This window comes from Spirosoma aureum, from assembly GCF_011604685.1.
GTDB lineage: Bacteria > Bacteroidota > Bacteroidia > Cytophagales > Spirosomataceae > Spirosoma > Spirosoma aureum.
In genome coordinates this window covers 8710955-8737329 of the sequence record NZ_CP050063.1, presented here as the reverse complement: position 1 = coordinate 8737329, position 26375 = coordinate 8710955, and the positions used below count along the sequence as shown (strand labels likewise).

22 protein-coding genes are annotated in these 26375 nt (G+C 46.9%); 18 read left to right on the top strand and 4 right to left on the bottom strand.

Annotated features, from left to right (window positions below; translation table 11 throughout):
* Nucleotides 1-20 precede the first annotated feature (20 nt).
* Nucleotides 21-1541 (top strand): cellulose synthase family protein, encoded by a 1521-nt coding sequence (locus G8759_RS34995; RefSeq protein WP_167218375.1) that lies wholly within the window; start codon nt 21-23, stop codon nt 1539-1541.
* On the top strand, nt 1538-2890 hold the full coding sequence (gene mptB, locus G8759_RS34990; protein ID WP_167218373.1) for a polyprenol phosphomannose-dependent alpha 1,6 mannosyltransferase MptB: 1353 nt from the start codon (nt 1538-1540) through the stop codon (nt 2888-2890). Before G8759_RS34995 ends, mptB begins: the two co-directional genes overlap by 4 nt.
* A 12-nt stretch (nt 2891-2902) precedes the next feature.
* Here the strand turns inward: mptB and G8759_RS34985 are convergent, their stop codons facing one another.
* Entirely contained in the window at nt 2903-6130 is a 3228-nt protein-coding gene (locus G8759_RS34985; protein ID WP_232074068.1) for a TonB-dependent receptor, read from the bottom strand.
* A 153-nt stretch (nt 6131-6283) separates the two neighbouring features.
* Nucleotides 6284-6883 (bottom strand): Crp/Fnr family transcriptional regulator, encoded by a 600-nt coding sequence (locus G8759_RS34980; RefSeq protein WP_167218369.1) that lies wholly within the window; start codon nt 6881-6883, stop codon nt 6284-6286.
* Between the two features lie 171 nt (nt 6884-7054).
* Here G8759_RS34980 and G8759_RS34975 point away from each other — a divergent pair, with 171 nt between their 5' ends.
* Nucleotides 7055-7957: an SAM hydrolase/SAM-dependent halogenase family protein gene (locus tag G8759_RS34975; protein ID WP_167218367.1), complete on the top strand. Its 903-nt coding sequence runs from the start codon at nt 7055-7057 to the stop codon at nt 7955-7957.
* 23 nt (nt 7958-7980) lie between these two features.
* On the opposite strand, the gene G8759_RS34970 is transcribed toward G8759_RS34975, so the two are convergent.
* Together G8759_RS34970 and G8759_RS34965 are read right to left on the bottom strand one after the other, a co-directional pair.
* Entirely contained in the window at nt 7981-9105 is a 1125-nt protein-coding gene (locus G8759_RS34970; protein ID WP_167218365.1) for a hypothetical protein, read from the bottom strand.
* A gap of 137 nt (nt 9106-9242) precedes the next feature.
* Complete coding sequence (locus tag G8759_RS34965; RefSeq protein ID WP_167218363.1) at nt 9243-11360, bottom strand: S9 family peptidase; 2118 nt, start codon at nt 11358-11360, stop codon at nt 9243-9245.
* Nucleotides 11361-11458: 98 nt separating this feature from the next.
* On the opposite strand from G8759_RS34965, the gene G8759_RS34960 reads away from it, so the two are divergent.
* The 15 genes from G8759_RS34960 to mscL all read left to right on the top strand — a co-directional run bounded on the left by G8759_RS34960 (nt 11459) and on the right by mscL (nt 26326).
* On the top strand, nt 11459-12148 hold the full coding sequence (locus G8759_RS34960; protein ID WP_167218361.1) for a DUF3431 domain-containing protein: 690 nt from the start codon (nt 11459-11461) through the stop codon (nt 12146-12148).
* 139 nt (nt 12149-12287) lie between these two features.
* Nucleotides 12288-13781 carry a M20/M25/M40 family metallo-hydrolase gene (locus G8759_RS34955; RefSeq protein ID WP_167218359.1) on the top strand — a complete coding sequence of 498 codons (1494 nt, stop codon included), beginning with the start codon at nt 12288-12290 and terminating at the stop codon, nt 13779-13781.
* Nucleotides 13782-13903: 122 nt separating this feature from the next.
* On the top strand, nt 13904-14302 hold the full coding sequence (locus G8759_RS34950; protein ID WP_162388760.1) for an FtsL-like putative cell division protein: 399 nt from the start codon (nt 13904-13906) through the stop codon (nt 14300-14302).
* Entirely contained in the window at nt 14292-16406 is a 2115-nt protein-coding gene (locus G8759_RS34945) for a penicillin-binding protein (RefSeq protein ID WP_167218357.1), read from the top strand. Before G8759_RS34950 ends, G8759_RS34945 begins: the two co-directional genes overlap by 11 nt.
* Before the next feature lie 96 nt (nt 16407-16502).
* Complete coding sequence (locus tag G8759_RS34940) at nt 16503-17981, top strand: UDP-N-acetylmuramoyl-L-alanyl-D-glutamate--2,6-diaminopimelate ligase (RefSeq protein WP_167218355.1); 1479 nt, start codon at nt 16503-16505, stop codon at nt 17979-17981.
* A 104-nt stretch (nt 17982-18085) separates the two neighbouring features.
* Nucleotides 18086-19294: a phospho-N-acetylmuramoyl-pentapeptide-transferase gene (gene mraY, locus G8759_RS34935; protein WP_167218353.1), complete on the top strand. Its 1209-nt coding sequence runs from the start codon at nt 18086-18088 to the stop codon at nt 19292-19294.
* 126 nt (nt 19295-19420) lie between these two features.
* Nucleotides 19421-19864: a 50S ribosomal protein L13 gene (rplM, locus tag G8759_RS34930; protein ID WP_162388754.1), complete on the top strand. Its 444-nt coding sequence runs from the start codon at nt 19421-19423 to the stop codon at nt 19862-19864.
* Nucleotides 19865-19870: 6 nt separating this feature from the next.
* Nucleotides 19871-20257 carry a 30S ribosomal protein S9 gene (rpsI, locus tag G8759_RS34925; RefSeq protein ID WP_162388753.1) on the top strand — a complete coding sequence of 129 codons (387 nt, stop codon included), beginning with the start codon at nt 19871-19873 and terminating at the stop codon, nt 20255-20257.
* A gap of 166 nt (nt 20258-20423) precedes the next feature.
* Nucleotides 20424-21263, top strand: coding sequence for a 30S ribosomal protein S2 (gene rpsB, locus G8759_RS34920; protein WP_167218351.1), 840 nt, complete (start codon nt 20424-20426; stop codon nt 21261-21263).
* A 215-nt stretch (nt 21264-21478) separates the two neighbouring features.
* A complete protein-coding gene (gene tsf / locus G8759_RS34915; protein ID WP_167218349.1) occupies nt 21479-22312 on the top strand; it encodes a translation elongation factor Ts in 834 nt (277 codons plus the stop codon).
* Nucleotides 22313-22445: 133 nt separating this feature from the next.
* A complete protein-coding gene (locus tag G8759_RS34910; protein WP_167218347.1) occupies nt 22446-23042 on the top strand; it encodes an RNA polymerase sigma factor in 597 nt (198 codons plus the stop codon).
* A 173-nt stretch (nt 23043-23215) separates the two neighbouring features.
* Nucleotides 23216-23821, top strand: a complete 606-nt coding sequence (locus tag G8759_RS34905) for an RNA polymerase sigma factor (protein WP_167218345.1) — start codon at nt 23216-23218, stop codon at nt 23819-23821.
* A gap of 226 nt (nt 23822-24047) precedes the next feature.
* Nucleotides 24048-24875 (top strand): mechanosensitive ion channel family protein, encoded by an 828-nt coding sequence (locus G8759_RS34900; RefSeq protein WP_167218343.1) that lies wholly within the window; start codon nt 24048-24050, stop codon nt 24873-24875.
* 50 nt (nt 24876-24925) lie between these two features.
* Entirely contained in the window at nt 24926-25921 is a 996-nt protein-coding gene (locus G8759_RS34895; RefSeq protein WP_167218341.1) for a DUF3078 domain-containing protein, read from the top strand.
* Between the two features lie 72 nt (nt 25922-25993).
* A complete protein-coding gene (gene mscL / locus G8759_RS34890; RefSeq protein ID WP_167218339.1) occupies nt 25994-26326 on the top strand; it encodes a large-conductance mechanosensitive channel protein MscL in 333 nt (110 codons plus the stop codon).
* Nucleotides 26327-26375: the final 49 nt, after the last annotated feature.

Below are 26375 nucleotides of genomic sequence, written 5' to 3'. Positions count from 1 at the left end.
AATTTTGTTTTTTCGACAATATGGAAATTTCAGTCCTGATTCTGTATGGGCTGGCTTTGGGGCTATTGTTTCTCTACAACTGTGGCCAGTTAAGCCTGATTATCATCTACCTGCGTTCTGAGCGAAAACGCAGGGAAGCTATCCTGTCGGTTGGTACACTAGAGCCAGACAAATTCCCCCGCGTAACCGTACAGTTGCCAGTCTATAACGAACTCTACGTCATTGAGCGATTGATCGACGCCGTCGTGCAGATGAATTATCCTAAAGACAGGCTCGATATTCAGGTACTCGATGATTCTACCGACGAAACCGTACAGATCATTGCCAATAAAGTAAAAGCGTATCAACGGCAGGGCTTTGCCATTGAGCATGTTCAGCGGCCGGAACGCAAAGGGTTCAAGGCCGGTGCGCTAGCTTATGGTCTGGAGTTTGCAAAAGGGGAGTTTATCGCGATTTTTGATGCCGATTTTGTGCCTGACGCTGATTTTCTGCTCAAAACAATACCCCATTTCAGAGACCCGAAAGTAGCTATTGTACAAACGCGCTGGGAGCATCTTAACGAAGATTTCTCGCTGATGACTCAATTGCAGGCATTTGGTCTAAATGCTCATTTTACCATTGAGCAAAGCGGACGGTATGCTGCCGGTTTTCTGGCTAATTTCAATGGTACCGGGGGCGTCTGGCGTAAGTCCGCCATTGCCGATGCTGGTGGCTGGCAGAGCGATACCCTCACTGAAGACCTCGATTTAAGCTACCGGGCTCAACTGCGCGGCTGGAAATTCGTTTATCGTGAGGATGTTGGTTCGCCTGCTGAATTGCCCGTAGCGATGAATGCGCTAAAGTCACAGCAATACCGCTGGATGAAGGGTGCCGCCGAATGCGCCCGCAAACTATTCGTAAAGGTTCTGAAAGCACCGAATGTCTCGCTGGTCAGCAAGCTCCATGCATTTTTTCATTTATTCAGTAGTGCTACGTTTATTCTGGTATTACTGCTTGGTGTGTTGAGTGTGCCACTTATTTATATTCGTCATCGACATCCGGAATGGGAAAACGCGTTTTTTGTGATCAACCTGTTTCAGGTTAATCTTCTGATTCTGATCTCATTTTATGGTATTCCGTTCTGGTTACTGAAACAGGGAAACAAGTCAAAATTAGCCTGGTATTTTACCATGTACTCGTCACTGATGATGGGTCTGTCGCTGCACAACACAATTGCCGTCATTGAAGGGTACATCGGGCGAAAAACACCGTTCATCCGAACCCCTAAATTCAATGTACGAACGGCCACTGATCGTTGGGATGCCAATAAGTATGTTAGTCGTCAATTGAGTTGGTTGACACTGGCAGAAGGGGCTTTAGCCATTTATTTTTTCGGAGGGCTGATGCTTGCTATTTACACGCATGATTTCCGGATGTTCTTTCTGCATTGTATGCTGATGGTTGGGTTTGGAATGGTCGCTGTATATTCGCTCATCCAATCGGGACGTCGTCCGGCCAGCCCCGCTGTGCGGTTGGCTCGCCCCGTGCCGGTGAGCGTATGATCGTAACTCCGCTTCGTTTTCTTTGGTTGATTTTATCGGCCGCTTCGTATGTTACCCTGGCCTATTTCGTTACCCGTCAGCAATTCGGATGGTTGATTAGTTTATCGACTGTCTTATTGCTGGGGTATACATGGGCGATTCGCCGGATTGATAAGCAGCGCGAAGGGTCGACTGACCGTGTCCTGTTTGCTTCAGCAATCGGCTTTAGGCTCCTATTGCTCTTTGCCGTTCCCTGCCTTTCCGACGATGTGTATCGATTCGTTTGGGATGGGCGTCTGCTGGCACATGGATTTAATCCGTATCTATATCTGCCATCCAGACTTGTTGAAACCGATTTAGCTGCCACAGCCGGTTTAGACCGAGTGTTGTTTCAGCAACTTAATTCTCCAGATTATTTCACGGTCTACCCGCCTTTAAATCAGGCAATATTCGGACTGGCTGCCTGGCTATCGCCACATAGTTTATTGGGTAATATTGTCTGGTTGCGCATTCCAATTCTGCTTAGTGAAATAGGGTCGCTTTGGTTAATGACCAGGCTATTTCGTCGGTTGAACCGTAACCCCAATCTGGCTCTATTATATGGACTGAATCCGCTGGTTATTCTGGAACTGACAGGAAACTTGCATTTTGAGGCCGTTATGATCTTTTTTACGCTGCTGGCTGGCTGGTGGCTTTTGACAGAACGCTGGATACGTTCCGCGGCTGCGTTGGCACTGGCCATTGGTACAAAATTGCTGCCTTTATTGCTGTTGCCACTGATTGTTCGATGGCTAGGCTGGCGAAAGGGAATGGTTTATGCCACGCTAGCCGGTGTTTTCACTATTCTCCAGTTTTTGCCATTTGCGAGTCTGGAACTGGTTCAAAATGTAGTATCGAGCGTAAATCTGTATTTTCAGAAATTTGAATTTAATGCCAGTGTGTATTATGTTCTGCGGTCTGTTGGTTATTGGATTAAGGGGTATAATGCCATTGAAACCATTGGCTTCTGGCTGTCGATTACAACAACGCTGAGCATTTTGTGGATTTCGTTCCGGTGGCGTAACGTATCGGTTCCGGCGCAGATATTGGCAATCTTGACCCTCTATTTCGGTTTTGCAACGACGGTACATCCCTGGTATATCACCACGGTCGTTGCGGCTTCGGTCTTCACCCGATTTCGGTATCCGTTGGTTTGGTCTGCGATAATTCCGGTATCGTACTTTACCTATCGCACAATACCCTATCATGAAAACCTGTGGCTGACCGCAGCTGAATATAGTACAGTTGTAGCGGTTGCATTTTGGGAGGTAAGAATAGGCCAGAAATCCAATAAAAAAACCACTGGCATTTCGACCAATGGCTTTTTCTGAGTTGCGTCCGAATTAGAACGAATAGCGGGCTCCTAACTGTACGGAGTATGGAGTGCCGTTTTTCTGCGTAACCCCTACGTTTTCATTGACGCGGTAAGCATACTGGCGACTTGTGGCATTAAAACCAGATGGTGTTAGCAGTGTTTGATTGCCAAGATTGAAATTTCCACCCCAATTCCGGCCTGAAGTTGCTTCGGCACCTTTCGTTATAACACCGTCCAGGGCCTGGCCAAGTAGGTTTGCAAAGTTGAAAACGTCTACCGAAACCTCTAATTTCTGAGTTTTATAGGTCTTGAAAATCTTTGAGAGCCGTACATCGAACGTACCCGAAAATCCATTTTCACCACCGTTCCGATCGGCAATAGAGCCAATACTGTTGCGAATATGCTTCGCGGCACGGTTGTCGGGATTGTCAAGCACGCGCTGGATCGATGTGCGAACCGATTGGGCTACTTCCGGATTCGTAGGATCAAAGACAAAGGCCAGGTCATTATCGTTACCAGGCCCACCGACAAAGTCACCGTTGATGTCGCCATCTACTAATAATGAATAGCGTGTCCCACCCATACCCGTAAAACGTACACTAAGCACAACGCCCCCAATAGCCGGTGTCGACCCGTAGGCTACGAGTTTGTGCCGGAACTGATTGTCCGAATAGTTGATCTCATTCAGGCTGCGCGGATCACTCTTGACGGGCCTGAACGTAGATGTATTGGCTACGTTTCCATTGTAGGATGTGTTGTCTTTGGCATCGTTCCAGGTATAGCTGAAGGCCAGTGATCCGTTACGCGGCAGACGAATCTCGCCATCAACAACAAACGTCAGAGTTTTAAGCCGGGCGCCATTGGTCAGCATTAGTGTTCGGCCAACTTCCTGCGTTTTACGTCCCAGCACGTTATCGGTCTGACCACTACTAGTAGCGATCGTATTGGCAGGTACAAACACACTCCGGTTGGCTTCGTTGGTTAGCGTAAAAGCAGGCTGATCGACCAGATTCTTGTCGATATACACGTAATTATTTGTTGTATATGTATACAGGACGTTGGCCCCCAGCCGGATATTATCGCCGATAAATCGACTGTAGGCTGCGTTTGCTTTATAAATAGTAGGCACCTGAAAGTTGGGGTCATTCAGATTGATTGTCGACACGATGTTGGTGCCCGCTGGTATGCCTGGAGCCGTACTGGGGTCGTTGCGGTAAGACACAAAATTTGGCACCGGCACTGGATTAGGCTGGTTTACATTGGCGGGTCGCGTTACATCGATTGAGGCAACTTTGGTTCCGCTATTCTGAATGTTGTTCACCTGGGCGTAGTTGATGACATATGCTGAAAATACGCCACCTCCCAGCCGGAATACATCCCGGTTTCTACCACCTGGGTTCCAGGTCAACTGAAAGCGGGGCTGAATATTATTCCAGTCAGTTGGATTGGCATCGGTACGCAGTCCTAATGCCCGTTCTACTGTTGGGTTATAATCGCCTTTTGTCAGATAGCTGGTCAGATCCCAGCGTAAGCCTGCCTGTACAGCCACATCGGGATGAGGATTGAACTGCACCTGCCCAAACAACGACGCATTGAGTACATACTGCTGCACCGATGGAATCCCATTGATCGGTACTTCCCGAGCATAGCGTGATGGATTCAGATTGTTAAACTCGCTCAGACTGTTGAAAATAAACCGGCCATTTTGCTCATTGGAAATATAGGTGTCCAGATACGTCAACGTGTTATCGGTCCCGAATGTGAAATTATACCGCCCTTTGTTCCAATAAAGGGTATTGGCCAGTTGGACCTGGTTTTCCAGATTGCGTTCTGGAGTGAATCGCTGTCCTCCCAATTGAACGGAGGTATTGCTGCTTCGACCGTTTGGCAATATCGAACGAACCGTGACGATGGCGCGGGGAATATTGGCTGATGGCAACAGGTTGTTGGCTTCGTAATTTCGGGTAGCCGACTGATACTGTACTTTCAATTCATTGATCAGTGTCGGCTTCAGCGTAGAGCGGAGGGAGATCAGGGTGCTATTCTCCCGGGATTTGAAGTTGCCATATACCTCAAATAAATTGATCGCTGAGTTGTCGTTATTACTATTGGGGTTGTTCCAGTTGCTGAAATTATTGCGGATCGTGAGGATGTTTCTGGGATTGATCTGCCAATCCAGACGGGTAAAGAGGGTATTGGCCACGGTTTCCCGGCTGAATTCTCCCACTTGCTGCGTATTGCTCAATCCATATTTCTGCCGCCCAATCGTGATGACACTGTCCAGTACGGCTTTGCTGATACCCAGTGCATTGGCATCAGCATCGGATCGAATGTCAGCGATGTAAAAAGGGGATGATTCTGTCTGCCGATCCAGCGCAACAAAGTAATGGAGTTTGTCCTTGATAATAGGGCCACCTAAGCTGAACCCATACTGGAATCGACTGAAATCGACCGCTCGAACATTACCGCGAATGTCTCTGGCGCTAGACAAGCCACTGGCGTTGTAATAGGTGAAAGCCGTACCGGTAATTTGATTTGTTCCTGATTTAGTGACGACACTAACCGACCCTCCGCCCTGACGTCCTTTCGTTACATCGTAGTCATTGGTTGTGATTTCAAACTCACGGATGGCTTCGAGCGATAACGAATAAGGTCCACTGCCCAGGGCACCACTGGTCAGGTTATTGCGTGCGCTGGCCCCGTCGATCAGGTAATTGGTCGATGATGGTAACTGGCCGCCAACGCTACCGCCGTTACTTAATGGCGACAGGGCTAATAAGTTGGTGAAGCTTCGGTTGTTGACGGGCAATTTGGCAATATTGTCGGCCGTGATAGCCGTGGAAGCGCCTAACCGATCGACTCGGCTTTTGAGTGCGTTTTCTGTCACTTTTACCTCCTGCAACTCGTTGGTATTTTCGGCCAGATTAACATTGATCACCACCTGGTCGCCCTGATTGAGCCGATAACCTGTTCGGGATTGATTAACATAACCGACATACGAAACAATAACTGTATAGGGTCCGCCAAGAGGAGCCTGCCTGAACGTAAATCGCCCATCAGTATTGGTGATCGTATTGATCTGGAACCCCGTCGATTCGTTGCGGGCAGTAACGGTTGCGCCCGGTAATACCTCGCCATTTGTTCCTTTTACCAGGCCGATAATACTGGCATCGGTAGCCTGTCCGAAGAGGTTGGTGCCAGCCAAAAGTGTAAAATACGCTGTAATGCAGAGAAAATAAGCTAAACGTTGCCGCATAGTGTTCATGATCGAGTTGGTGATGAACACCAAAAGTCCGATTACTCACCCACAGCCATATGTTAGATTTTAACCTATTTTTAATCCTTGATATTGCCTTTACATTGGGTTAACATTAACTCAACACTGGCCTGTAAATACGCTTGTTTTCGGCTAGAACACGGCTTCTTTTAGTTTCTTGGAAATAGTTTGTCGGGTTGTTCCAGTAAGATCGGCCAGTACCTGAAGAGATAATAAGTTAAACACGTTATGGGACTTGCCTTCATTGTCACGAACGAGTTTGTCGTATTCTTTCCGAAGATTGGCCAGCCGGGCATCTATATCACCACGAGTCATATAGAGTAGCCGGGTTTCGGCTTTCCACCATCGTCGAACAACGTTGCTATTAAACCAGTCGGATGCAATTGGGTTGTGAACAATGATGTGTTTAAAAAAACGAAGGTCAATAGATAGAACGGTTACACTCGTGACCGCTTTTGCAAACTCAAAAAATTCGGTATCATCCAGATAATTCAGATCGCCAAAAAATTCGCCGGGCTGTAATATATCATAAGCTACCCGTTCGCCATCGGGCGAGTAGCTGCCAATTTTTACCACACCTCGTTCAATCAGGTGAATGCAGGTTTGTTGATCGCCGGGCTGATAAATGTAAACCGCTCTATCGAACTTTTGCCTGACAACAGTATTCGGAGCCCACCGATCTTCACTATTTACTAAATTTGTTAGATAGGTATACAATGAGTCATCCTTCATAGATAAGTCTTAACGTGTATATAAAGCTGATTTGATTGTACTCTTGGCGGGATGCAGCACCTAATTTACGGATAAATGCTGCCTGAAGAAGGGGGTTAATAATAAGATAACAGTGCCTGGAAAAAGCTGGCAGGCAATATCTTTGCGATTCATGCGCCAATCTCTGCTTTTATGACTATACGCACTACAGTCACCTTTCTGATTCTTTTTTGCTTCCGTCAACTTGCTACGGCTCAGAATGGTATTGTTGTTTTTCAATCTGATTTTGGTCTGAAAGATGGAGCTGTGTCAGCCATGAAAGGCGTGGCCATGGGCGTCTCAGCCGACCTAAAACTGTTTGATCTCACGCATGAAATACCCGCTTATGATATCTGGCAAGCTGCTTACCGACTTCATCAGACAGTCCCCTATTACCCGAAAGGAACCGTTTTTGTTTCGGTCTGTGACCCCGGCGTTGGTACAGATCGGCACTCGGTTGTATTGCTCACAAAATCAGGTCATTATATTGTGACGCCTGATAACGGTACCCTGACATTAATTGCGGAGCATTTGGGCATCAGCGAGATCCGGGAAATTGACGAAACTGTCAATCGACTGAAAAATTCGAATGAGTCGTATACTTTTCACGGACGTGATGTCTATGCCTACACGGCTGCCCGGCTGGCATCCCGCACCATAACATTTCAACAAGTCGGTTCAACCGTTCGTAAAGACGTGGTTCGTTTGCCGTATCAGAAAGCCGAGTTTTCAAACGGTATGCTGAAAGGAAACATTCCAGCTCTTGATATTCAGTATGGTAATGTCTGGACTAATATTCCCAAAGCGATGTTGTCACAACTGGGTGCTAAGTCCGGCGAGATGCTACGTGTGCAGATTATGCATAAAAACGAAACGCTGTACGATAAATCCGTTCGGATGGTCAATACGTTTGGTGAATCACCCGTTGGCGATGATGTGGCCTATATCAATAGTCTACTGAACTTTTCGATTGCCGTTAATCAGGGCAATTTTTCGGAGAAGTATAAGGTGTTCAGTGGTGCCGACTGGAAAGTCGTTGTGAGCAGGCAGCCCTAATATAAACAAGGCTTCGGTCAGAATTAGCTGAAAAACAGATCTGTATCATCAGCCTTCCGAATTTTATAAGACTTGAGCCAGGCTTTCAGAATGGCAGGGTCGGAGAGGTCTTTTACATCTTTCTTGGTGGCTTTAATGTCCTTTTTTAACGCACGAATGTCGTTGTTAAAACTGAATTCAAGTCCTAAGACCGAATTGACCATCATGAACGGTTTGCCAAGCATGCCCGATAGTTGACTTTGCAGACCAACTAGTTCGTCGCTAAGTTCATCGGCCTGTTGCTTCAGAATTTTATTGTAGTACTTCAACTGGGTTTCGGCCAGCGATTCCAGATGTTGCTGGTCGATCCGGTTGAATTCAAGCTGGAGCCGAAGCAGAGCAAGAAGGTCGCTTTTTTCGTAGGCTTCGGTCACACACTGCATAATTTCGGTTTTGCGTGTTTTCTCCGCTTCGTCGGGTTCTCGGTCGGGGTGAAAAGCCTTTACCAGGTCCATGTAGAGGGTTCGTACGGCCTTCGTGATGTTACGTTCTTCAAGCTGTTTTTTGGCTTCACGCTCCTGTTGCTTTGCTGATTTTGGCTTTTTTGCCCGTTTTTCTTCCGCTTCCCGCTGCTCATCGGCCTGTCGGGTCTGCAACTGTTCCTCTATGTACGCCATAAACTTTTCCTGCGTACTGATATCCGCATTCTCGTCGAACTTGATTCCGTACATCGAACTGACCATTTCTTTCATTACCTCAGAAACCTGCTGGTCGGCTTCAGCATCGGTAGTATCAAAGCCGTCGGTATCGTACTTATCGAAGATCGGTTTGAGTTCGTCCAGGCCGTGTTCACTAATCAGATTATAGGTCAGATTGACGATCAGGTCGACCAGTTTTTTCTTCTCCGCTTTGGTTGTTTCTGGTCGTTCGTATGCATGATCGAACACGCGCACGAGGTTGGTCCGTAGTTGATTGAACTCTTGCAACAAAGGCTCATACTCGGTATAGATGCGTTGCTGAATAGTAGTAGCGGCTGATCGGAAGAGACTTAGATTATCCTCTAACTCGCCAATTTTATTGGTCAGCCGATTAAACTCTTTCTGGACTTTCGAGAGCGGGGCTTCGTCTTTGCCGGGCGTCGGAATAAAAACGACCTGAGGATTAGGCATACTGTAGAGGTTATTTAGGAAGGCAAAACAAAACCAAGTAATGAAACAAGACTTAAACTTGAATGCTAAGCGTTCAAAAAATAGCTCAAAGGGTAAGCAAGAAACATGCCCTTTGAGCTACAATTAATATCTGTATCCTACTGCTTCTCGCCAACCAGATTCAGCATGAAAGCATACTCCAGCGCAATTTCCCTGAGCGCCTGGAAACGACCCGATGCGCCACCGTGGCCTGCTTCCATGTTGGTATGGAGCAGAAGCTGGTTGTTATCAGTCTTCATTGCCCGTAGTTTGGCAACCCATTTGGCAGGCTCCCAGTATTGCACCTGCGAATCGTGCAGACCCGTGGTTACGAGCAGGTTCGGGTAGGCTTTCTTTTCAACATTATCGTAGGGCGAATATGACAGCATGTAGTCGTAATACTGTTTTTGCTTTGGATTACCCCACTCCTCAAATTCACCGGTTGTGAGCGGAATACTTTCATCGAGCATGGTTGTAACTACATCCACAAACGGCACAGCCGCCACTACTCCCCGATACAGTTGTGGTGCCTGATTGATGATGGCGCCCATCAGCAAACCACCCGCGCTGCCACCCATCGCAAACAGCTTGTCGGAGCTGGTATACTTGTTTTTGATCAGATATTCCGATACATCAACAAAATCGTTAAACGTATTTTTCTTCTTCAGCATCTTGCCATCTTCGTACCACCGACGGCCCATTTCCTGGCCACCCCGGATGTGGGCGATGGCATAGATAAATCCCCGATCGAGCAGGCTCAGGCGCGTAGAGCCAAAGCCCGGATCGGTGGAGTAGCCATAGGAACCATAGGAATACTGGAGGAGCGGAGCCGAGCCATCTTTGGGCGTGCCTTTACGATAAACAAGAGAAACTGGAATCTGCGCACCGTCGCGGGCCGACACGTAAAACCGCTCCGAGACATAGTTGTTTTTATCGAAACCACCCAGCACCTCCTGCTGTTTCATCAGCTTTTTCTCATGGGTGTCCATGTTGTAATCGAAGGTGGAGTTGGGCGTTGTCAGCGATGCATAACTATAACGAAGCACATTTGTGTTGAAATCCGGGTTATAACCAATGCCCGAAACATAAGCCGGTTCGCCAAAGTCGAGGTATTCGTCGGTCCTGGTTTTTTGGTTGATAACCCGAATGTTCGTCAGGCCCGCTTTCCGTTCACCCAATACGAGGTGATTGACAAATACGTCCATATTGTCGAGATAAACGTCAGGCCGATGGGCAATTACCTCTTTCCAGGCAGTGCGGTCGGCGGTTTTACCTTCTGGCACTTCCATCAACCGGAAATTCTCGGCCTTCCAGTTCGTACGGACATAGAATTTGTTTTGATAATGAACGATATCGTATTCATGACCTTTCTCCCGCGGCAGAAAAACCTTGAATTCGCCCGTTGGATTGCTGGCTTCCAGAAGGCGATATTCCGTCGAGACACCATTATGGTCGGAGCCAATCGTGATGTATTTCTTGGATTTTGATCGACCCAGCCCCATGTAAAACTGGTTATCCTGCTCTTCGTAAACCAGTACATCGGTTTTGGGGTCAGTGCCCAGCACATGCCGATATACCTGGTAACCCAGTAGCGTCTGTGGGTCTTTCTTGATGTAAAACAAGGTCTTGTTGTCGGTTGCCCAAGCGAAACTACCACCTTCGGTATCCGGAATGAATTCGGGATAAATCTGACCCGTTTTCAGATTTTTTATCCGTAGCGTATAGAGTCTCCGGCTAACGGTATCTTCGGCGAAAATGGCCAGTTCGTCATTATCCGATATTTCATACCCACCGATCTGGTAGTAATTATGCCCCTTAGCCATGGCGTTACCGTCGAACATTATTTCTTCGGTACCTTCCAGAGAACCCTTTTTGCGGCAATAAATCGGGTACTCGCCCCCGGTTATGAATCGGGTGTAATAATAATATGGCCCTTCTTTATACGGAACGGATTCATCCTGTTGCTTGATTCGGCCTTTCATCTCCTCAAAGAGCTTTTCCTGTAGCCCCTTAACGGGCGCCAGTACCTGATCGAGGTAAGCGTTTTCGGCTTTCAGATACTTGATGACCTCCGGATTTTCCCGCTCATTGAGGTAATAATAATTGTCGATTCGCTTGTGGCCGTTCGTGATTAATTCTTTCGGTTTAATCGCGGCCTTGGGAGCCTTAAGTGTTTGTGCCTGTGTCATGCTATACAGCGTGAGCGTGGTAATGAGAGTAAAACAAGTTCGTTTCATAACAGTCCGTCAGGGCAGTTCGTTTCGGAAGCTTGCTCGTAAAAATAAGCTACAGATTGACGAAACCTATACGCTTTCGGAAACCTTATAGGTTCGTTATGCTCGAACTCGTCGTTGCTCATTATACGGAAAATCTAAACTGGCTCCGCAACCTGCCTTCCGGAATTCGTCTGACTGTTTACGATAAAAGCCCGGATCATTCAGCCGGATCTGATGCGATTTCGCTCCCTAACATTGGCCGGGAAGCGCATACGTATTTGCACCACATAGTCAGTCGATATGATTCGCTGGCCGACTGGACACTTTTCGCTCAGGGAAAGCCCTTCGATCACGCATTTGATTTTAAGAAAACCGTAAAATCATTTGTCGATAAGTCTGATCACATAGACGATCCGGTCCAGAAACCATTTCACTGGCTGGGTCATCTGATCGACACCGATGATAACCGGGGGGAACGTCTTTTTCAACCGTGGAGCAAAAACGAGGATGGGCGGAGACTTGATTTGCGGGGCTTTCACCAGACGCTGTTTGATACGGCTGGACCAGTACTTTACACGTTTGTGTTGGGTGCTCAGTTTGCCATCCATCGCGATGCCATTCGGCAACAGCCACTTACTTTTTATGAACGGGCTCTGGCTGTGTCCATCACATTTCCGGATGCGGCCCATTGCTTCGAGCGGAGCTGGGACCGTGTTTTTGGTCTGACTGGTATTGACCCCGACTGGCTTGCCGGCCGGCAAACCGTCTACCTGAAGCCCATGAAAAACCAGTTACCCGAAAAGTTGTAGTCTGGTTTCTCAACGTAGTGTCTGTTTTCAGTTTTTTTATCAGCTGACCGAACGCTTTTACCGGATAAAGTGTCTGACTAGTTGGCCCCAAAATCAGCGGTCTTTTTTGTATATTTAGCGAAGAATTAACCAACCCTCTATGCACCGAACGTTTTACGTGCCCCGCTTCCGGCTCGTCCTGTTCTGTATCGGCACTGCCGGTTTCCTGACCGCTTTTTACTCCAACACTATTTCGCTCGAAAAAGCCTTCACTCGTATCAATGAGGAGGTGATGCAGCACAGTCGAGCCTATGAAACGCTCTCCGATGCAACGCAGCAGGTAGGACATCGGCTTACGGGTAGCCCCAACGGTACCCGCGCCGAAGCGTATGCCTTTGATCTCCTATCGTCTTATGGTTTCAAGGAAGTTCGTTATGAGCCTTTTGAGGTCGAAGCCTGGACACGCGACACCGTTACTTTATCGGTTGTACCAAACCGGAGCGATAATTTTCGGGAAGTAAAGGTTGTATCGCTGGCGCACTCACCCGTTGAGGCTCACGTGAAAGGTGAAATCGTGGATGTCGGCAATGGACTGGAAGGCGACTTTGCGGCTTTAAAAGATAAACTGAAAGGTAAAGTTGCGCTGGTAAATATTGGTCTGGCCGCTCCCACAAAAGGTGCCCGTAACTTACACCGTTCCGAAAAAACAGCACTGGCCATTCAGTATGGGGCTTCGGGGGTGATCATGGTCAACCTGGTTCCGGGAAATGTATTACTGACCGGAACGGCCTCGGTTACGGGTAAACTGATTCCGATTCCATCTGTCTGTATCTCCTACGAAAGCGGACAATCATTGCGTTCATGGATGCAGGAAGAGGCTAACCCGCTGCATGCTGTTATCGATATGACCAATACGAGTCGTAAGATTCGGGCCCGAAATGTCATTGCAACGCTCAAAGGCTCGAAGTATCCTGACGAAAAGATCATTGTCGGTGGCCATCTGGATTCCTGGGATCTGGCAACGGGCGCCATTGATAACGGCATCGGTTCATTCGCTATCATGGACATTGCCCGAACCTTCAAAGCACTGAAGCTGAAACCCAAACGCACCATTGAATTCGTGCTCTTTATGGGAGAAGAACAGGGCTTGCTTGGCTCGCGGGCGATGGTCGAAAATCTGAAAAAAAGCGGCCAGCTCGACAAAGTCCGCTATATGCTGAACCTCGACATGACCAATGATCCGACGGGGCTGAACGCTTTTGGTCGTTCCGATATGGTATCGTTTCTGAATACGGTTGGCGAAACGATCAAGCGAGCTGAACCGGCATTCGCCAACGAGATGCAAAATCAGGCCGGACTTCATTCCGATCACCAGCCGTTCATGCTAGAAGGCGTTCCGGTCGTTGGCATGAATGGTCATCTTGCCCGTGAAGTACTGGATTGCTATCACGCTAACTGCGATCGCATTACACTTGTCAATGCCGACCAGTTGAAAAACACAGTCCGCTACTCAACTATGCTGCTTTTTGCCCTTGCCGATGCCGATGATATTCCGACTCGGCGACAAACGGATACGCAAACTCGTGATTATCTGGTAACCCAAGGCTTACGCACACCCCTACAGATTGCCAATGAGTGGCGCTGGAAAGAGTAAGCATTTCTTTTGCCACGAAGAAACGATGACACTTTGCCAAAAAGTTGTCATCGTTTCTTATTTATAGGCTACGGGTGGCGTAGTGTTTTTTGTTACTTTGTGGACGCGAATCCTGACCCATCATGGCTAAAAATACATTCCGGGAACCCGAACGGGTTGCTAAACAGAAAAAGCAACGTCGCCGACTCAGAATGGCCTCGTGGCTCAATGATTTCATTGGCTTAGACCGACTCTTTGGCGAAGACAACTCCTGGCCAATTCGCCATATCGACCGTATTTTATGGGTTACTTTTCTGCTCGTTGTTTATATTGGCTTAAATCATAATGCCGAACGTCTTGTGCGTCGAATTCAGCGTACTAAAACGCAGGTAGATGAATTACGGTCGCAGTATACTGTTTTGCAGGCCGATTTTATGAAGAGCGGAAAACAGTCTGAACTTAGTAAGCGTGTAGCCGAAATCGGCCTGTCCGACAGTCAAAATCCACCCCATAAAATCGTCGTCAAGAGCAATGAACATTAAACAAGACATCATTCAACGGGCCAACCATGTTTATTACGTTGTCGTTGTCCTTTCCCTGAGCGTGATTTTTCGGCTCGTCTACGTTCAGTATTTTCAGACATTTAAAGGCAAGTTCTGGCGCGAACGGGTAGCGGCAACGCTTATTCAGCGCGATACCATACGGGCTATGCGCGGCAATATTTATGCGAACGATGGCAGAAGTCTGCTGGCGACTTCATTGCCTACATATGTCGTCGGGCTGGACCCAACGATGGCCAAGCAGGATTACTTCGACAAGAAAAAAGACTCGCTTGGTCTGTTACTGTCCCGAATTTACGGTGACCGTTCGGCACAGGATTATACCGGACTCGTTATCGATGCCCGCGCCCACAAACGCCGGTATGTGCTGCTGAATCGTAAACGCGTCACCTTTCAGCAACGGCAGTATATGCTGAAGTGGCCGTTTTTTCGGTCGTCGCCAAAGGTGGCTGCCAGGGGTGGGGTTCTGCGCCCCTACTATGAGCGCTATCATCCATTCGACCATATGGCGGAACGGACCATCGGTAATCTTGATGCTAAAACGGGCCGGGGGCTAATTGGACTGGAAGCCAGTTTTCAGCCTGCTTTGGCGGGTAAAAATGCCGTTGGGCTGGTTGAAGTACTGTCTGGTGGAGTTCGTAAACCCGTTGAGGATGGTCCTGACATGAAGCCAGAGCCAGGGATGGATTTGTATACGACCATCGATGTCAACTATCAGGATATGGCCGAAACGGCTTTGCGGTCAGCCCTCCAAAAATACAACGCGGCCAAAGGGTGCGTCATCGTAATGGAAGTAGCAACGGGGGAAATCCGGGCAATGGCCAATTTGACCAAGCAGGGAGATCGGTACGTTGAGAATTTTAACCATGCACTGGCTGGCCGTACGGACCCTGGCTCTACCTTCAAATTAGCTACAATGATGGCCCTTCTTGAAGATAAAGCGATTTCGCTTGAGCAACCTGTTGCCACAGGAGGGGGCTCGATGCAGTATCATGGCCTTGGTATTCATGATGCTAAACGGGGAGGTTCGGGCACAATTACGGCTCGGCAGGTCTTTGAAAAGTCGTCGAATGTTGGAATTCACCTGCTGATGCGGAGTCACTTTTACAGCAGAGCCGACCGCTATTGTGACTACCTGCGCCGGTTTCATCTCGATAAGGCAACGGGTATCCACATGAAAGGTGAGGCCATTCCGGTGGTTCGAAATCCTGATATGAAAGGCTGGAGTAAAGTCTCGCTGACATCCATGTCTTACGGCTATGAAATGCAGATTACACCATTGCAAATGCTGACGTTCTATAATGCCGTGGCCAACAATGGTCGATGGGTGCGGCCGATGATTGTTAAGCAGATCAAGCTTGCCGATGAGATCATAGAAGACAATACGCCTTATGTGCTTCCCGAACCGATCTGTTCGCCACAAACCGCTCGCAAAGCCCAGGAGTTACTGCGTGGGGTCGTAGAACATGGCACGGCTCGTCACATTAACAACCCGAACTATGCCATTGCAGGTAAGACGGGTACGGCTCAGAAGGTGATCAATGGGCGGTATCAGGTTGGTAAATACTATACCTCATTCATTGGCTATTTCCCCGCCGATAGGCCCAAGTATAGCATGATTACGGTCGTAGATACACCGCAGGGCGACAATATAGATTTACTGTATGCAGGAGCCGTAGCAGCGCCAGTCTTTAAAGAAGTTGCCGACCGAATTGTGGCCTACGACATTCGTATGCATGCGCCTATTCGGGCAAGAGCCTCAGAGCCGAGCTCTACGACTGGTTTGCTGGCGGGCTATTCCGATGATCTGCATACGATTAGTACAGCCTTAAAGATTAAAAACGAGCCGTCAACAGAAGGTTGGGTTGAAGCTACGCCAAGTGGCCGCTGGAAATCGCGCCCGACGCGACCCGGCCACGTTCCTGATGTACGCGGCCTGACGCTTCGCGATGCGGTTTATCTGTTGGAAAATCGCGGATTTAAGGTTGTGGTTGAAGGGCGGGGCAAGGTTAAAGAACAATCGATTACGCCCGGCTCCGGTGCCGACGAGGTAGGCGTAAAGGTAATTACCCTGAAAATGGGGTGAAATACCCTATCGTACGGTTAGCTGAAAATTAGGTAGAACGGGCCCCATGCCGTTTTTTTGCACTCGCGAAAACGGCATGGGGCCCGTTCTATATGTATGCAACTGAAAGATCTTTTTTATAAAATTTCGCTGCTGGCTACATCTGGCAGTATGAGCACCGACATCACGAATCTTACCATGGACTCCCGCAAGGTAGGCCCTGGTAGTTTGTTCGTGGCCGTGCGTGGAACTGTTACCGATGGCCATAATTTCATTGCAACCGCTGTTAGTCAGGGGGCATCGGCCGTGTTGTGCGAAGAATTTCCAGCCGAGACCGACCCTTCAGTGGCTTATGTACGCGTTCTGGATTCTGCCCGCACAATGGGGCTTGTAGCCGCTAATTTTTATGGCCAGCCCTCACAAAAAATGAAACTCATTGGCGTAACGGGTACAAATGGTAAAACGTCCGTTGCCACGCTGCTCTTTCGGTTATTTCGGGGGTTAGGATACCGCTGCGGGCTTCTGTCGACCGTTCAGAACCAGATTGATGATCAGGTTATTCCGGCTACGCATACTACTCCTGATGTAATCACCACCAATCAGCTGTTAACGCAGATGCTGACGCATGGATGCACACATGTGTTTATGGAAGTGAGCTCACATGCGGTTGTGCAGGAGCGTATCGCGGGGTTAACTTTCGCCGGAGGGATTTTTACGAATATTACTCACGATCATCTGGATTTTCATGGAACGTTCGATAACTATATACGGGCAAAAAAGGGGTTTTTCGATCAGCTACCCGCTTCTGCTTTTGCATTGACCAATGTAGACGATAAGCGTGGGCTGGTGATGCTACAAAATACGGCAGCCAGAAAGGAAACCTATTCACTGCAAACATTAGCAACCTTTAAAGGGAAAATTATTGCCGACAGCCTGTTTGGCCTGAATATGCTGGTTGACGATAAAGAAGTCTGGTTCAAGCTTATTGGCCGGTTTAACGCCTACAATCTGCTCAGTGTTTATGGCACGGCTGTGCTTCTGGGCGAAGATCCTGCCGAGGTATTGACATTATTATCTGGTATTACGCCACCACCAGGTCGATTTGAGCAGGTTGTTTCCGATGATAAAATAGTTGGTATTGTCGATTATGCCCATACGCCTGATGCGTTACAAAACGTACTGGAAACAATTACCGAAATACGCCATGATGACGAACAGGGACGCCAGCCGCAGATTATAACAGTTGTGGGTTGTGGCGGTAATCGTGATGCTGCAAAGCGACCCATAATGGCCGATATTGCCTGCCGGTTCAGCAATCGCGTCATTCTGACGTCCGACAATCCGCGTAACGAAGATCCGATGGAAATTCTGGAACAAATGCAGGCTGGTGTTTCGCCCGTTGATTACAAAAAAACGGTAACGATAGAAGACCGCCGTGATGCCATAAAACGGGCCGTTTCGATGGCCAGACCGCACGATATTATTCTTGTTGCGGGCAAAGGGCATGAAACCTATCAGGAAATTAAGGGAATTAAATACGATTTTGATGATCATGCCGTGTTGCAGGAAGCTTTCTCGGAACGCGGAAATCAGTAACTTTGGCCTGTATAAAGAGCGGAAGAATAGAAGGCGAAAGAGCGAATAACGAATTCCTCCCGCCTTTTCACTCTTTCACTCTTTCACTCTTTCGCTCTTTTAAAATGCTCTATTACCTATTCCATTTACTGGACGAACGCTACAATTTCCCTGGAGCTGGGGTTTTTCAATATATATCGTTCCGGGCGCTTGGTGCTGTTATAACCTCCCTGCTCATTGCTGCTATCTTTGGTCGTCGCATTATCGACATACTCCGCAATCTTCAGATTGGAGAATCTATTCGCGATTTGGGTTTGGAAGGTCAGATGCAGAAACGCGGTACGCCAACCATGGGTGGATTTATTATCCTGGCATCGTTGCTGATTCCAGCACTGCTTTTTGCGAAACTGTCCAATGTATACGTCGTTCTGGCGCTTGTGTCGACCGTCTGGACAGGATTGATTGGCTTTCTGGATGACTATATCAAGGTTTTCAAGAAAAATAAAGAGGGATTGCAGGGTAAGTTTAAGGTTGTTGGACAGGTTGGTCTGGGGCTGATTGTTGGTCTTACGTTATCCTTCAACGACTATGTTAAAATCCGCAAATACGCTCCCCGGTTGCTGAGCACATCGACGGTGCCGGATATTTATACCGATATCAAGTCAACACTCACGACGGTTCCATTCGTTAAGAACAACGAATTTGATTACAGCTCACTGCTATTCGGCGTCGTTCCAGATAGTTACACATGGATTGTCTATGTCCTGATCTGTATTTTTATTATTACAGCGGTTTCCAATGGAGCGAATATCACCGATGGTATCGACGGTTTGGCCGCTGGAACATCCGTCATTATTGGGTTGACTATTGGTGTGCTTGCCTACCTGTCGGGTAATAAAGTTTTCTCGCAGTACCTGAATATCATGTATATCCCCAATGCGGGCGAACTGGTAATTTTCTGTGCGGCCTTTGTTGGAGCCTGCGTCGGTTTTTTGTGGTACAACTCTTATCCTGCGCAGGTATTCATGGGCGATACCGGTAGCCTCATGCTGGGTGGGGTGATCGCTGTATTATTTCTGGCCATTCGAAAAGAGCTGATGATTCCCATAATTTGTGGCATCTTTCTGGTCGAGCTGGTGTCCGTAATTATGCAGGTGAGCTATTTTAAATATAGCAAACGCAAGTATGGCGAAGGTAGGCGAATCTTCCTGATGTCGCCCCTACACCATCATTTTCAGAAGAAAGGCTACCATGAAGCTAAACTGGTAACACGCTTCTGGATTATTGGAATTATCCTGGCCGTTCTGGCCTTAGCGACATTGAAACTGCGATAGTGCGGAAAACTTTACAGAGCCTTGTTTTTCAGCGTCATACCGCGTATATTTGCACTCCCGTTTCGAAAGCGGGAGTGCTTTTTTGTAGGCAAATCATTAGAAATCAATTAATTAGTCTCCATAACAGTGAATACGCTCAGTTACAAAACCATCTCTGCCAACAAAGAAACGGTGCAGAAGGAGTGGATTGTGGTTGACGCTCAGGGTGAAGTGCTTGGTCGGCTGGCCAGCCAAATCGCACGCCTGATTCGCGGCAAACACAAAACAAACTTCACGCCACACGTTGATTGCGGGGATAACGTGATCGTCATCAATGCCGACAAGGTTCGCCTGACCGGCTCGAAGTTGACCGACAAAGTTTATGTCCGCCACACGGGTTATCCCGGTGGTCAACGGTTCGCAACGCCCCGGCTGCTGCTTGAAAAGCACCCCGAGCGTATCATCGAACACGCCGTAAAAGGCATGTTGCCTAAAAATCGGCTTGGTCGTCGGTTGTATACCAACCTGTACGTTTATGCTGGTGACCAACATCCGCACGAGGCTCAGCAACCCAAAGCAGTTAAATTCTAAGTCATAATGGATCGTATTAACACCATTGGCCGGCGTAAAACTGCCATCTCCCGCATTTATTTGTCGGCGGGCAGCGGGGCCATCTCGGTAAACGGGAAAGATTACAAACAATATTTCCCAACCGAAGTACTGCAAATCATTTTGAACCAACCGTTTTCGACCGTTAACGGTGTTGGTGGCTACGACGTAAAAGTTAACGTTCGTGGTGGCGGAGTGGCTGGTCAGGCCGAAGCAACCCGTATGGCAATTGCCCGTGCGCTGGTTGAGCTGAACGCTGATTTCCGTCCTGCCCTCAAGAAAGAAGGCTTCCTGACTCGGGATTCGCGTATGGTTGAACGTAAGAAATACGGTCGCCGGAAAGCCCGTCGTCGGTTCCAGTTCTCGAAACGCTAACCAATGCATAATGACCGATGTAAACTGTATAATGAACCTGTTGGCCATTGTACGTTCGTCAGTACTCATTATCCATTAACTCAAGTCCAGACTGCGCTTAGATGATGCCGATGCGTGGTGCTGCGTATTTTTTCATTATTCATTATTTTATTGTTCATTTTTAGAAATGGCACAAATCGAATATAAAGACCTCCTGGACGCTGGTGTGCACTTTGGCCACCTTACGCGTAAATGGGACCCCCGGATGGCTCCGTATATCTTCATGGAGAAGAACGGCATCCATATTATTGACCTCAATAAAACATTGGCCGCTCTCGACGAAGCCTGCAATTCGATTAAAGGAATTGTTCGCTCGGGCCGGAAGGTAATGTTTGTCGCAACGAAAAAACAGGCACAGGAGATTGTTTCGGAAGAAGCACGTCGTCTGAAAATGCCTTACGTTACAGATCGCTGGCAGGGCGGTATGTTGACGAACTTCGCTACGATTCGCAAGTCGCTGAAGAAAATGCAAACGCTGGATAAAATGCTGAAAGATGAGGAGACCATCAAGAGCATTGCCAAGCGGGAGCGTTTGACCCGTACCCGCGACAAAGAGAAACTGGAACGCGTATTAGGCGGTATTGCCGACCTGACCCGTTTGCCAGCTGCTTTGTTCGTTGTTGACGTAAAGCGTGAGCACATTGCTGTTGCAGAAGCACATCGTCTGGGCATTCCCGTATTTGCTATGTGCGATACGAACTCGAATCCGGAAGATGTTGATTTTGCAATCCCGGCTAATGACGATGCTTATAAGTCTATTTCGCTGATTACGCTCGCTATCGGTAAGGCTATTGAAGAAGGCCTGATGGAGCGGAAACAGGATAAAGACGATCAGCGCGTTCAGGAAGAAGAAGATGCTAAGCGTGCCGAAGACCTTGCGCAAGCTAAGGCCGAAGGTGCCAGCGCTGAACAACCTGAAGCAGAAGCAGCACCAGCTGCTGTGGCTGAAGACGAGACGGAAGCATAAAAAGTTATAAAGCTGTATAGTCAGCTGGTTGTATGGTTGGGTCCGCAGTGGGCCATTGCGTTATAACTTGTTAACTATAAAAACCGCTACGACGGATCGTTTTATGACTTAAGGAAATAGCCCGTAGCCAGCCGCTATGGGCTATTCCATTTCAGACACGACTTGCTGAGTACCAAATAATTTTTGGAAATTTAAATCGACAATCACCTATTACTATGGCAATTACTGCTGCTGACGTAAACAAACTTCGGCAAGAGACCGGAGCTGGCATGATGGACTGTAAAAAAGCCCTCACCGAAGCCGATGGCGATTTTGAAAAAGCAAAAGAGATTCTGCGGAAGCAGGGTCAGAAAATAGCCGACAAACGTGCTGACAACACAACGGCTGAAGGTATCGTACTGGCTCACGTGAGTCAGGATGGCAAAAGTGGCAAAGTAATTGCTCTGGCCTGCGAAACAGAGCCCGTTTCAAAAGTGGCTGACTTCCAGAATCTGGCAATGGCCATCATGAGCACTGCTGTTGCAACCGATGCAACAGACAAAGCTGCCTTGCTGGCAACACCTCAAGCCGATGGCCGTGCACTTCAGGATCACATTACAGATCTGATGGGTAAAATCGGAGAAAAAATTGATGTCGCTTCATTCGAAACGGTTTCGGGCGATAAAGTTGTGTCTTACATTCACTCGAACGGTAAATTAGGTGTACTGGTAGGCCTATCGAATACGAATGGTACGGATGTGACCGAAGTCGGCAAAGACATCGCGATGCAGATTGCGGCTATGAAACCGGTTGCTCTGGATAAAGATGGTGTTGATGCCACTATTGTTCAGCGTGAAATTGAAATTGGTAAAGAGCAGGCCCGTCAGGAAGGCAAACCCGAAGCAATGCTTGAAAAAATTGCCCTGGGTAAACTAAATAAGTTCTATAAAGAAAATACGTTGCTCAATCAGGAATTTGTTAAAGACAACTCAGTAACGATTGCGCAACTGCTCGATAAAACCAGTAAAGGGTTAACCGTTTCGGCGTTTAAGCGCGTGGCTATTGGTTAATTTCTTTGTGTTACCTACCGTTTAGTAAAACCTGGCAAATTTGCCAGGTTTTTTACTTTTTAATTAAATCGAAAACTAATTGTTGTTCGTAGGTAGAGAAAGTTCTTTTTCACTTCCTCTACCTACGAACAGAATGGAAAATTTTACGGATGAAGACCTCGTAAAACTGTACATTAAAACGCATAAGAATAGTTATTTTAATGCATTGTATGAGCGTTACTGCCCTAAAGTTCGGCGAAGATGTTTATTATTTATTAAAGACGAAGTGCAGGCCGAAGATTTAACGCAGGACATTTTTATAAAGTTACTTAATAAGATAAATAGTTATAAACACGAATCCCGATTTTCTACCTGGCTTTATTCTATTACCCGCAATCATTGTACCGATCAAATCCGAATGCCCCATACAAAACAAGGATTGGCTCTGGATGAATGCTACGACATTCCTGCTTTATTTACAAGTGACCTTGATCAGCGAACAGAAAATCAATTTGCTGAGATAACCGAGCGGCAAATGAAACTGGCCATGACTCGTCTGGAGCCCGAAGAACAGGGGCTACTTCGGATGAAGTATATGGATGAAGTCAGTGTTAAAGAAATTGCTGCCCAGTTTTCTCTAACGCAGAGCGCTGTTAAAATGCGGCTCAAACGCTCTCGTGATCGGTTACGTCAATTTTATGGGGAAGTAAGGATTGATGATTCGTTGCCTTATGAGTTAATGTATAGTTAATTATCTATCAAAAAAAGAATTAAGTATTTATTTTAGTCAACACTTCTGTAAACCTACTATTTGGTAGATATTTTGCTGTGCTTTGTAGTGTGGTCGAAACCTTTCATTAGTTTAATGAACGAAATCCGTTACTTTGGTTGTTTTTCGGGTCTTAACGAGCACTACCGAATCAAATGAAGCACTTTTCGGACGAAGAATTGGTCCGGTTATATATCGAAACGCAGAAGAACGCTTATTTCGAACGTTTATATGAACGCTACTGCGATAAAGTATACCGAAAATGCCTTTCATTTACCAAGGATCCACTGCAGGCCGAAGATCTGACGCATGACATATTTTTGAAGCTTGTTATCAAGCTTGGAGGCTTTAAAGAACAGGCAAAGTTTTCTACCTGGTTGTATTCGATTACCTATAACCACTGTACTGATCATATGCGGTCGCCACAACGGCGAACAGAAGTGTATATGGATGAAGGGTGGGAACGCCTGGATCTGGGAGCTGATGATGGATTGGCCGAATTGGCCGAGATGGAAGCGCAAAAACTGAAGCTGGCCCTGGAACAGCTTGACCCTACTGAGCAAAGCCTGTTATTAATGAAATATCAGGATAATATTAGTATTCGTGAGCTTGCTGATTTGAACGGTATAACCGAGAGCGCCGTGAAAATGCGCTTGAAGCGTACCCGTGATAAACTACGCAAGTATTATCTGGAAGCCGCTTTGTTTTGGTTGCTCTTGGCCATTAAAGCTGCTTTATCGATTCGGTGGCCATTTCGATAATTAGCCTGCTTATAAACTATGGAAACTCCCAATCCATTCCAAGAAATGGAGTCGGACGCAGAATGTCCCCCCCATTTAAAAACCGAACTAATTTCGGAAATAGACATGATTCGAGATTTCACTACTGTCATAGAGCTATACATTGGCGACCTGTTTGGCGTAGTATCTGTACTGGCTAACCCCCCTCACTAATCCAGAATATGCTGAATACGAACACTGTAACTGTATGAAACAACTACCTGACATAACAGAAGTTTTACGTAATACCTTTCAAACACTCATTGACCAATTTGTCGAATTTGTACCTCGTATACTAGGCGCACTCGTTATTTTATTGATTGGTATTGGCGTTGCCCGGCTAATTGCGTTCGTCGTCCGGCGAATTCTGGCGCAGGTGGGTTTTGATAAAATTGGTAGCCGGCTAAACGAAATCAGTATTATCAAACAGCTTAATACAGAGATAAAACTGAGCGAAATAGTCAGTAAGGTTCTGTATTACTTCATTCTACTGGTTTTTATAACAGCAGCTACTGAAACGCTGGGAGTAGCTGCTATTACTGAAATGGTTTCATCGCTGGTTAATTTCATTCCGAAAGTAATTGCAGCCGCTATCATGTTACAAGTAGGGGTTTTACTGGCTGATACGCTCAGGACTACAGTATTGAATGTATGCCAGTCATTTAACATTTCTTCTGGACGGCTACTGAGTACGATTGTGTTTGTTTTCTTCCTGGTTATTACCATCATCAGCGCACTGGGTCAGGCAGGAATTAATACGGAACTGCTTGAATCAAGCTTTAATCTGGTCATTGGAGGAGGGATCTTTGCGTTTGCAGTAGGATACGGAATCGCTTCTCGTGATGTGATGGCTAACATACTGTCCTCATTTTATTCCAGAAATAAATACAAAGAAGGTCAAACGATTCAGATTGATGATGTAAAGGGCGAAATTGTTAAAGTAGATACAACATCCCTGACACTTCAGACGGGTGAGACAACGACTGTGTTTCCATTGCAGGTCCTACAAACGAAAAAGGTGGAAATTTTTAGTTAAAAAGTCTTCTTCGTATGTATCTTAACGGATGTTCGACCGTCTTAGGTAGTATGAAAAACGTTATCTATACGCTCGTCTGCTGGATAAGCCTCACTAACGCATTTGGTCAGGACTCCACAAGAATTACTACTAATTTTAAAGATACGGTAGCTGTTAAGCCCGACACCTCCTACTGGCAAAAATCGTTTAGTGGGGGTATTAACTTTAACCAGGCATCGTTTAGCAACTGGTCGGGTGGGGGGGTTAATTCCGTTGCAATCGGAGCAGTCGTTGCAGCCCGCGCTTTGTACGAAAAAGGGAAAATATCCTGGGATAACACCGCTGATCTTCAGTTGGGGTATGTTCGGCAGTTTGGCAATACGCGTAAGGCGGCCGATCAAATTATCCTGATTTCGGTTCTGGGACGTCAAATTGCACCGAAATGGGACTTGTTTATTTCGGGAACCTTCAATACGTTTTTTGCCCCAGGTTATCGGTATGATAAGATCCCTGCCGATCAAACCCGGTTGAAGGTATCGAATTTTTTTGCACCGGCTCAATTCACATTTGCGGCCGGAATCGCTTACAAACCTAACGATTGGTTTTCGCTTCGGATGAGCCCAATTGCGCCCCGGTTTACGTTTCTGGCCGATGATGCTGTTCGGGTACGTGAGTTAGCCGATGGCTCATTTGTAGCCGATCCAACTCAAGTCGCTTATGGAGTACAACCGGGCAAGAGCGTGAGAGCAGAATGGCTTGCTTTTCAATTACAAGCAGCCCTAAATCGTAATTTAGGTGAAAACGTCTCGATAAATGCCCGTTATCAGCTGTTTGCAAATTATACAGAATTAGCTAATATCAATCATCGGCTCGATCTGATTTTAACCGCTAAAGTAAGCCGCTATTTGAGCACAACCTTCGGTTTAATTGCCCTTTATAATAAAGATTTTGGCCCTGATCTACAGATTCAGCAGACACTGGCTATTGGCTTGTCGTACAATATCAGTTCGTTCCGTAAGAAAAAAGATCCAATTAAAGCAACTGATCCGTTGCCTGGGCGATTTTGATTTGACTTCAGTATTACATAGCTTGACAGTCCATAGTAATAAAAAAATTCTAACCTAAAACCAAGAGGTCTTATGCTAAGTGAATTTCGTGCATTCATTGCCCAGGGTAATGTGCTTGATCTTGCCGTCGGTATTATTATCGGCGCGGCTTTTGGTAAAATCACTACATCTTTGGTAGAGGATATCATTAATCCGATCTTAGGATTAGTAATTGGTGGTATTGACTTTAGTCAGTTGAAAATTGTTTTGAAGGAAGCTGTAGGGACATCGCCCGAAGTAGCGATCCGTTATGGTAATTTTTTGAACGTATTGATCCAGTTTTTAGTCATTGCCTGGGTTGTTTTCCTGATTGTAAAAGCCGCCAACCGTGCTCGTTTTTCAAACTCGATGGCTCCTAAGGAATAAAGTGTATTTTGAAAAAAATGAACGAAAAGCCTTGGTCTATGACCGGGGC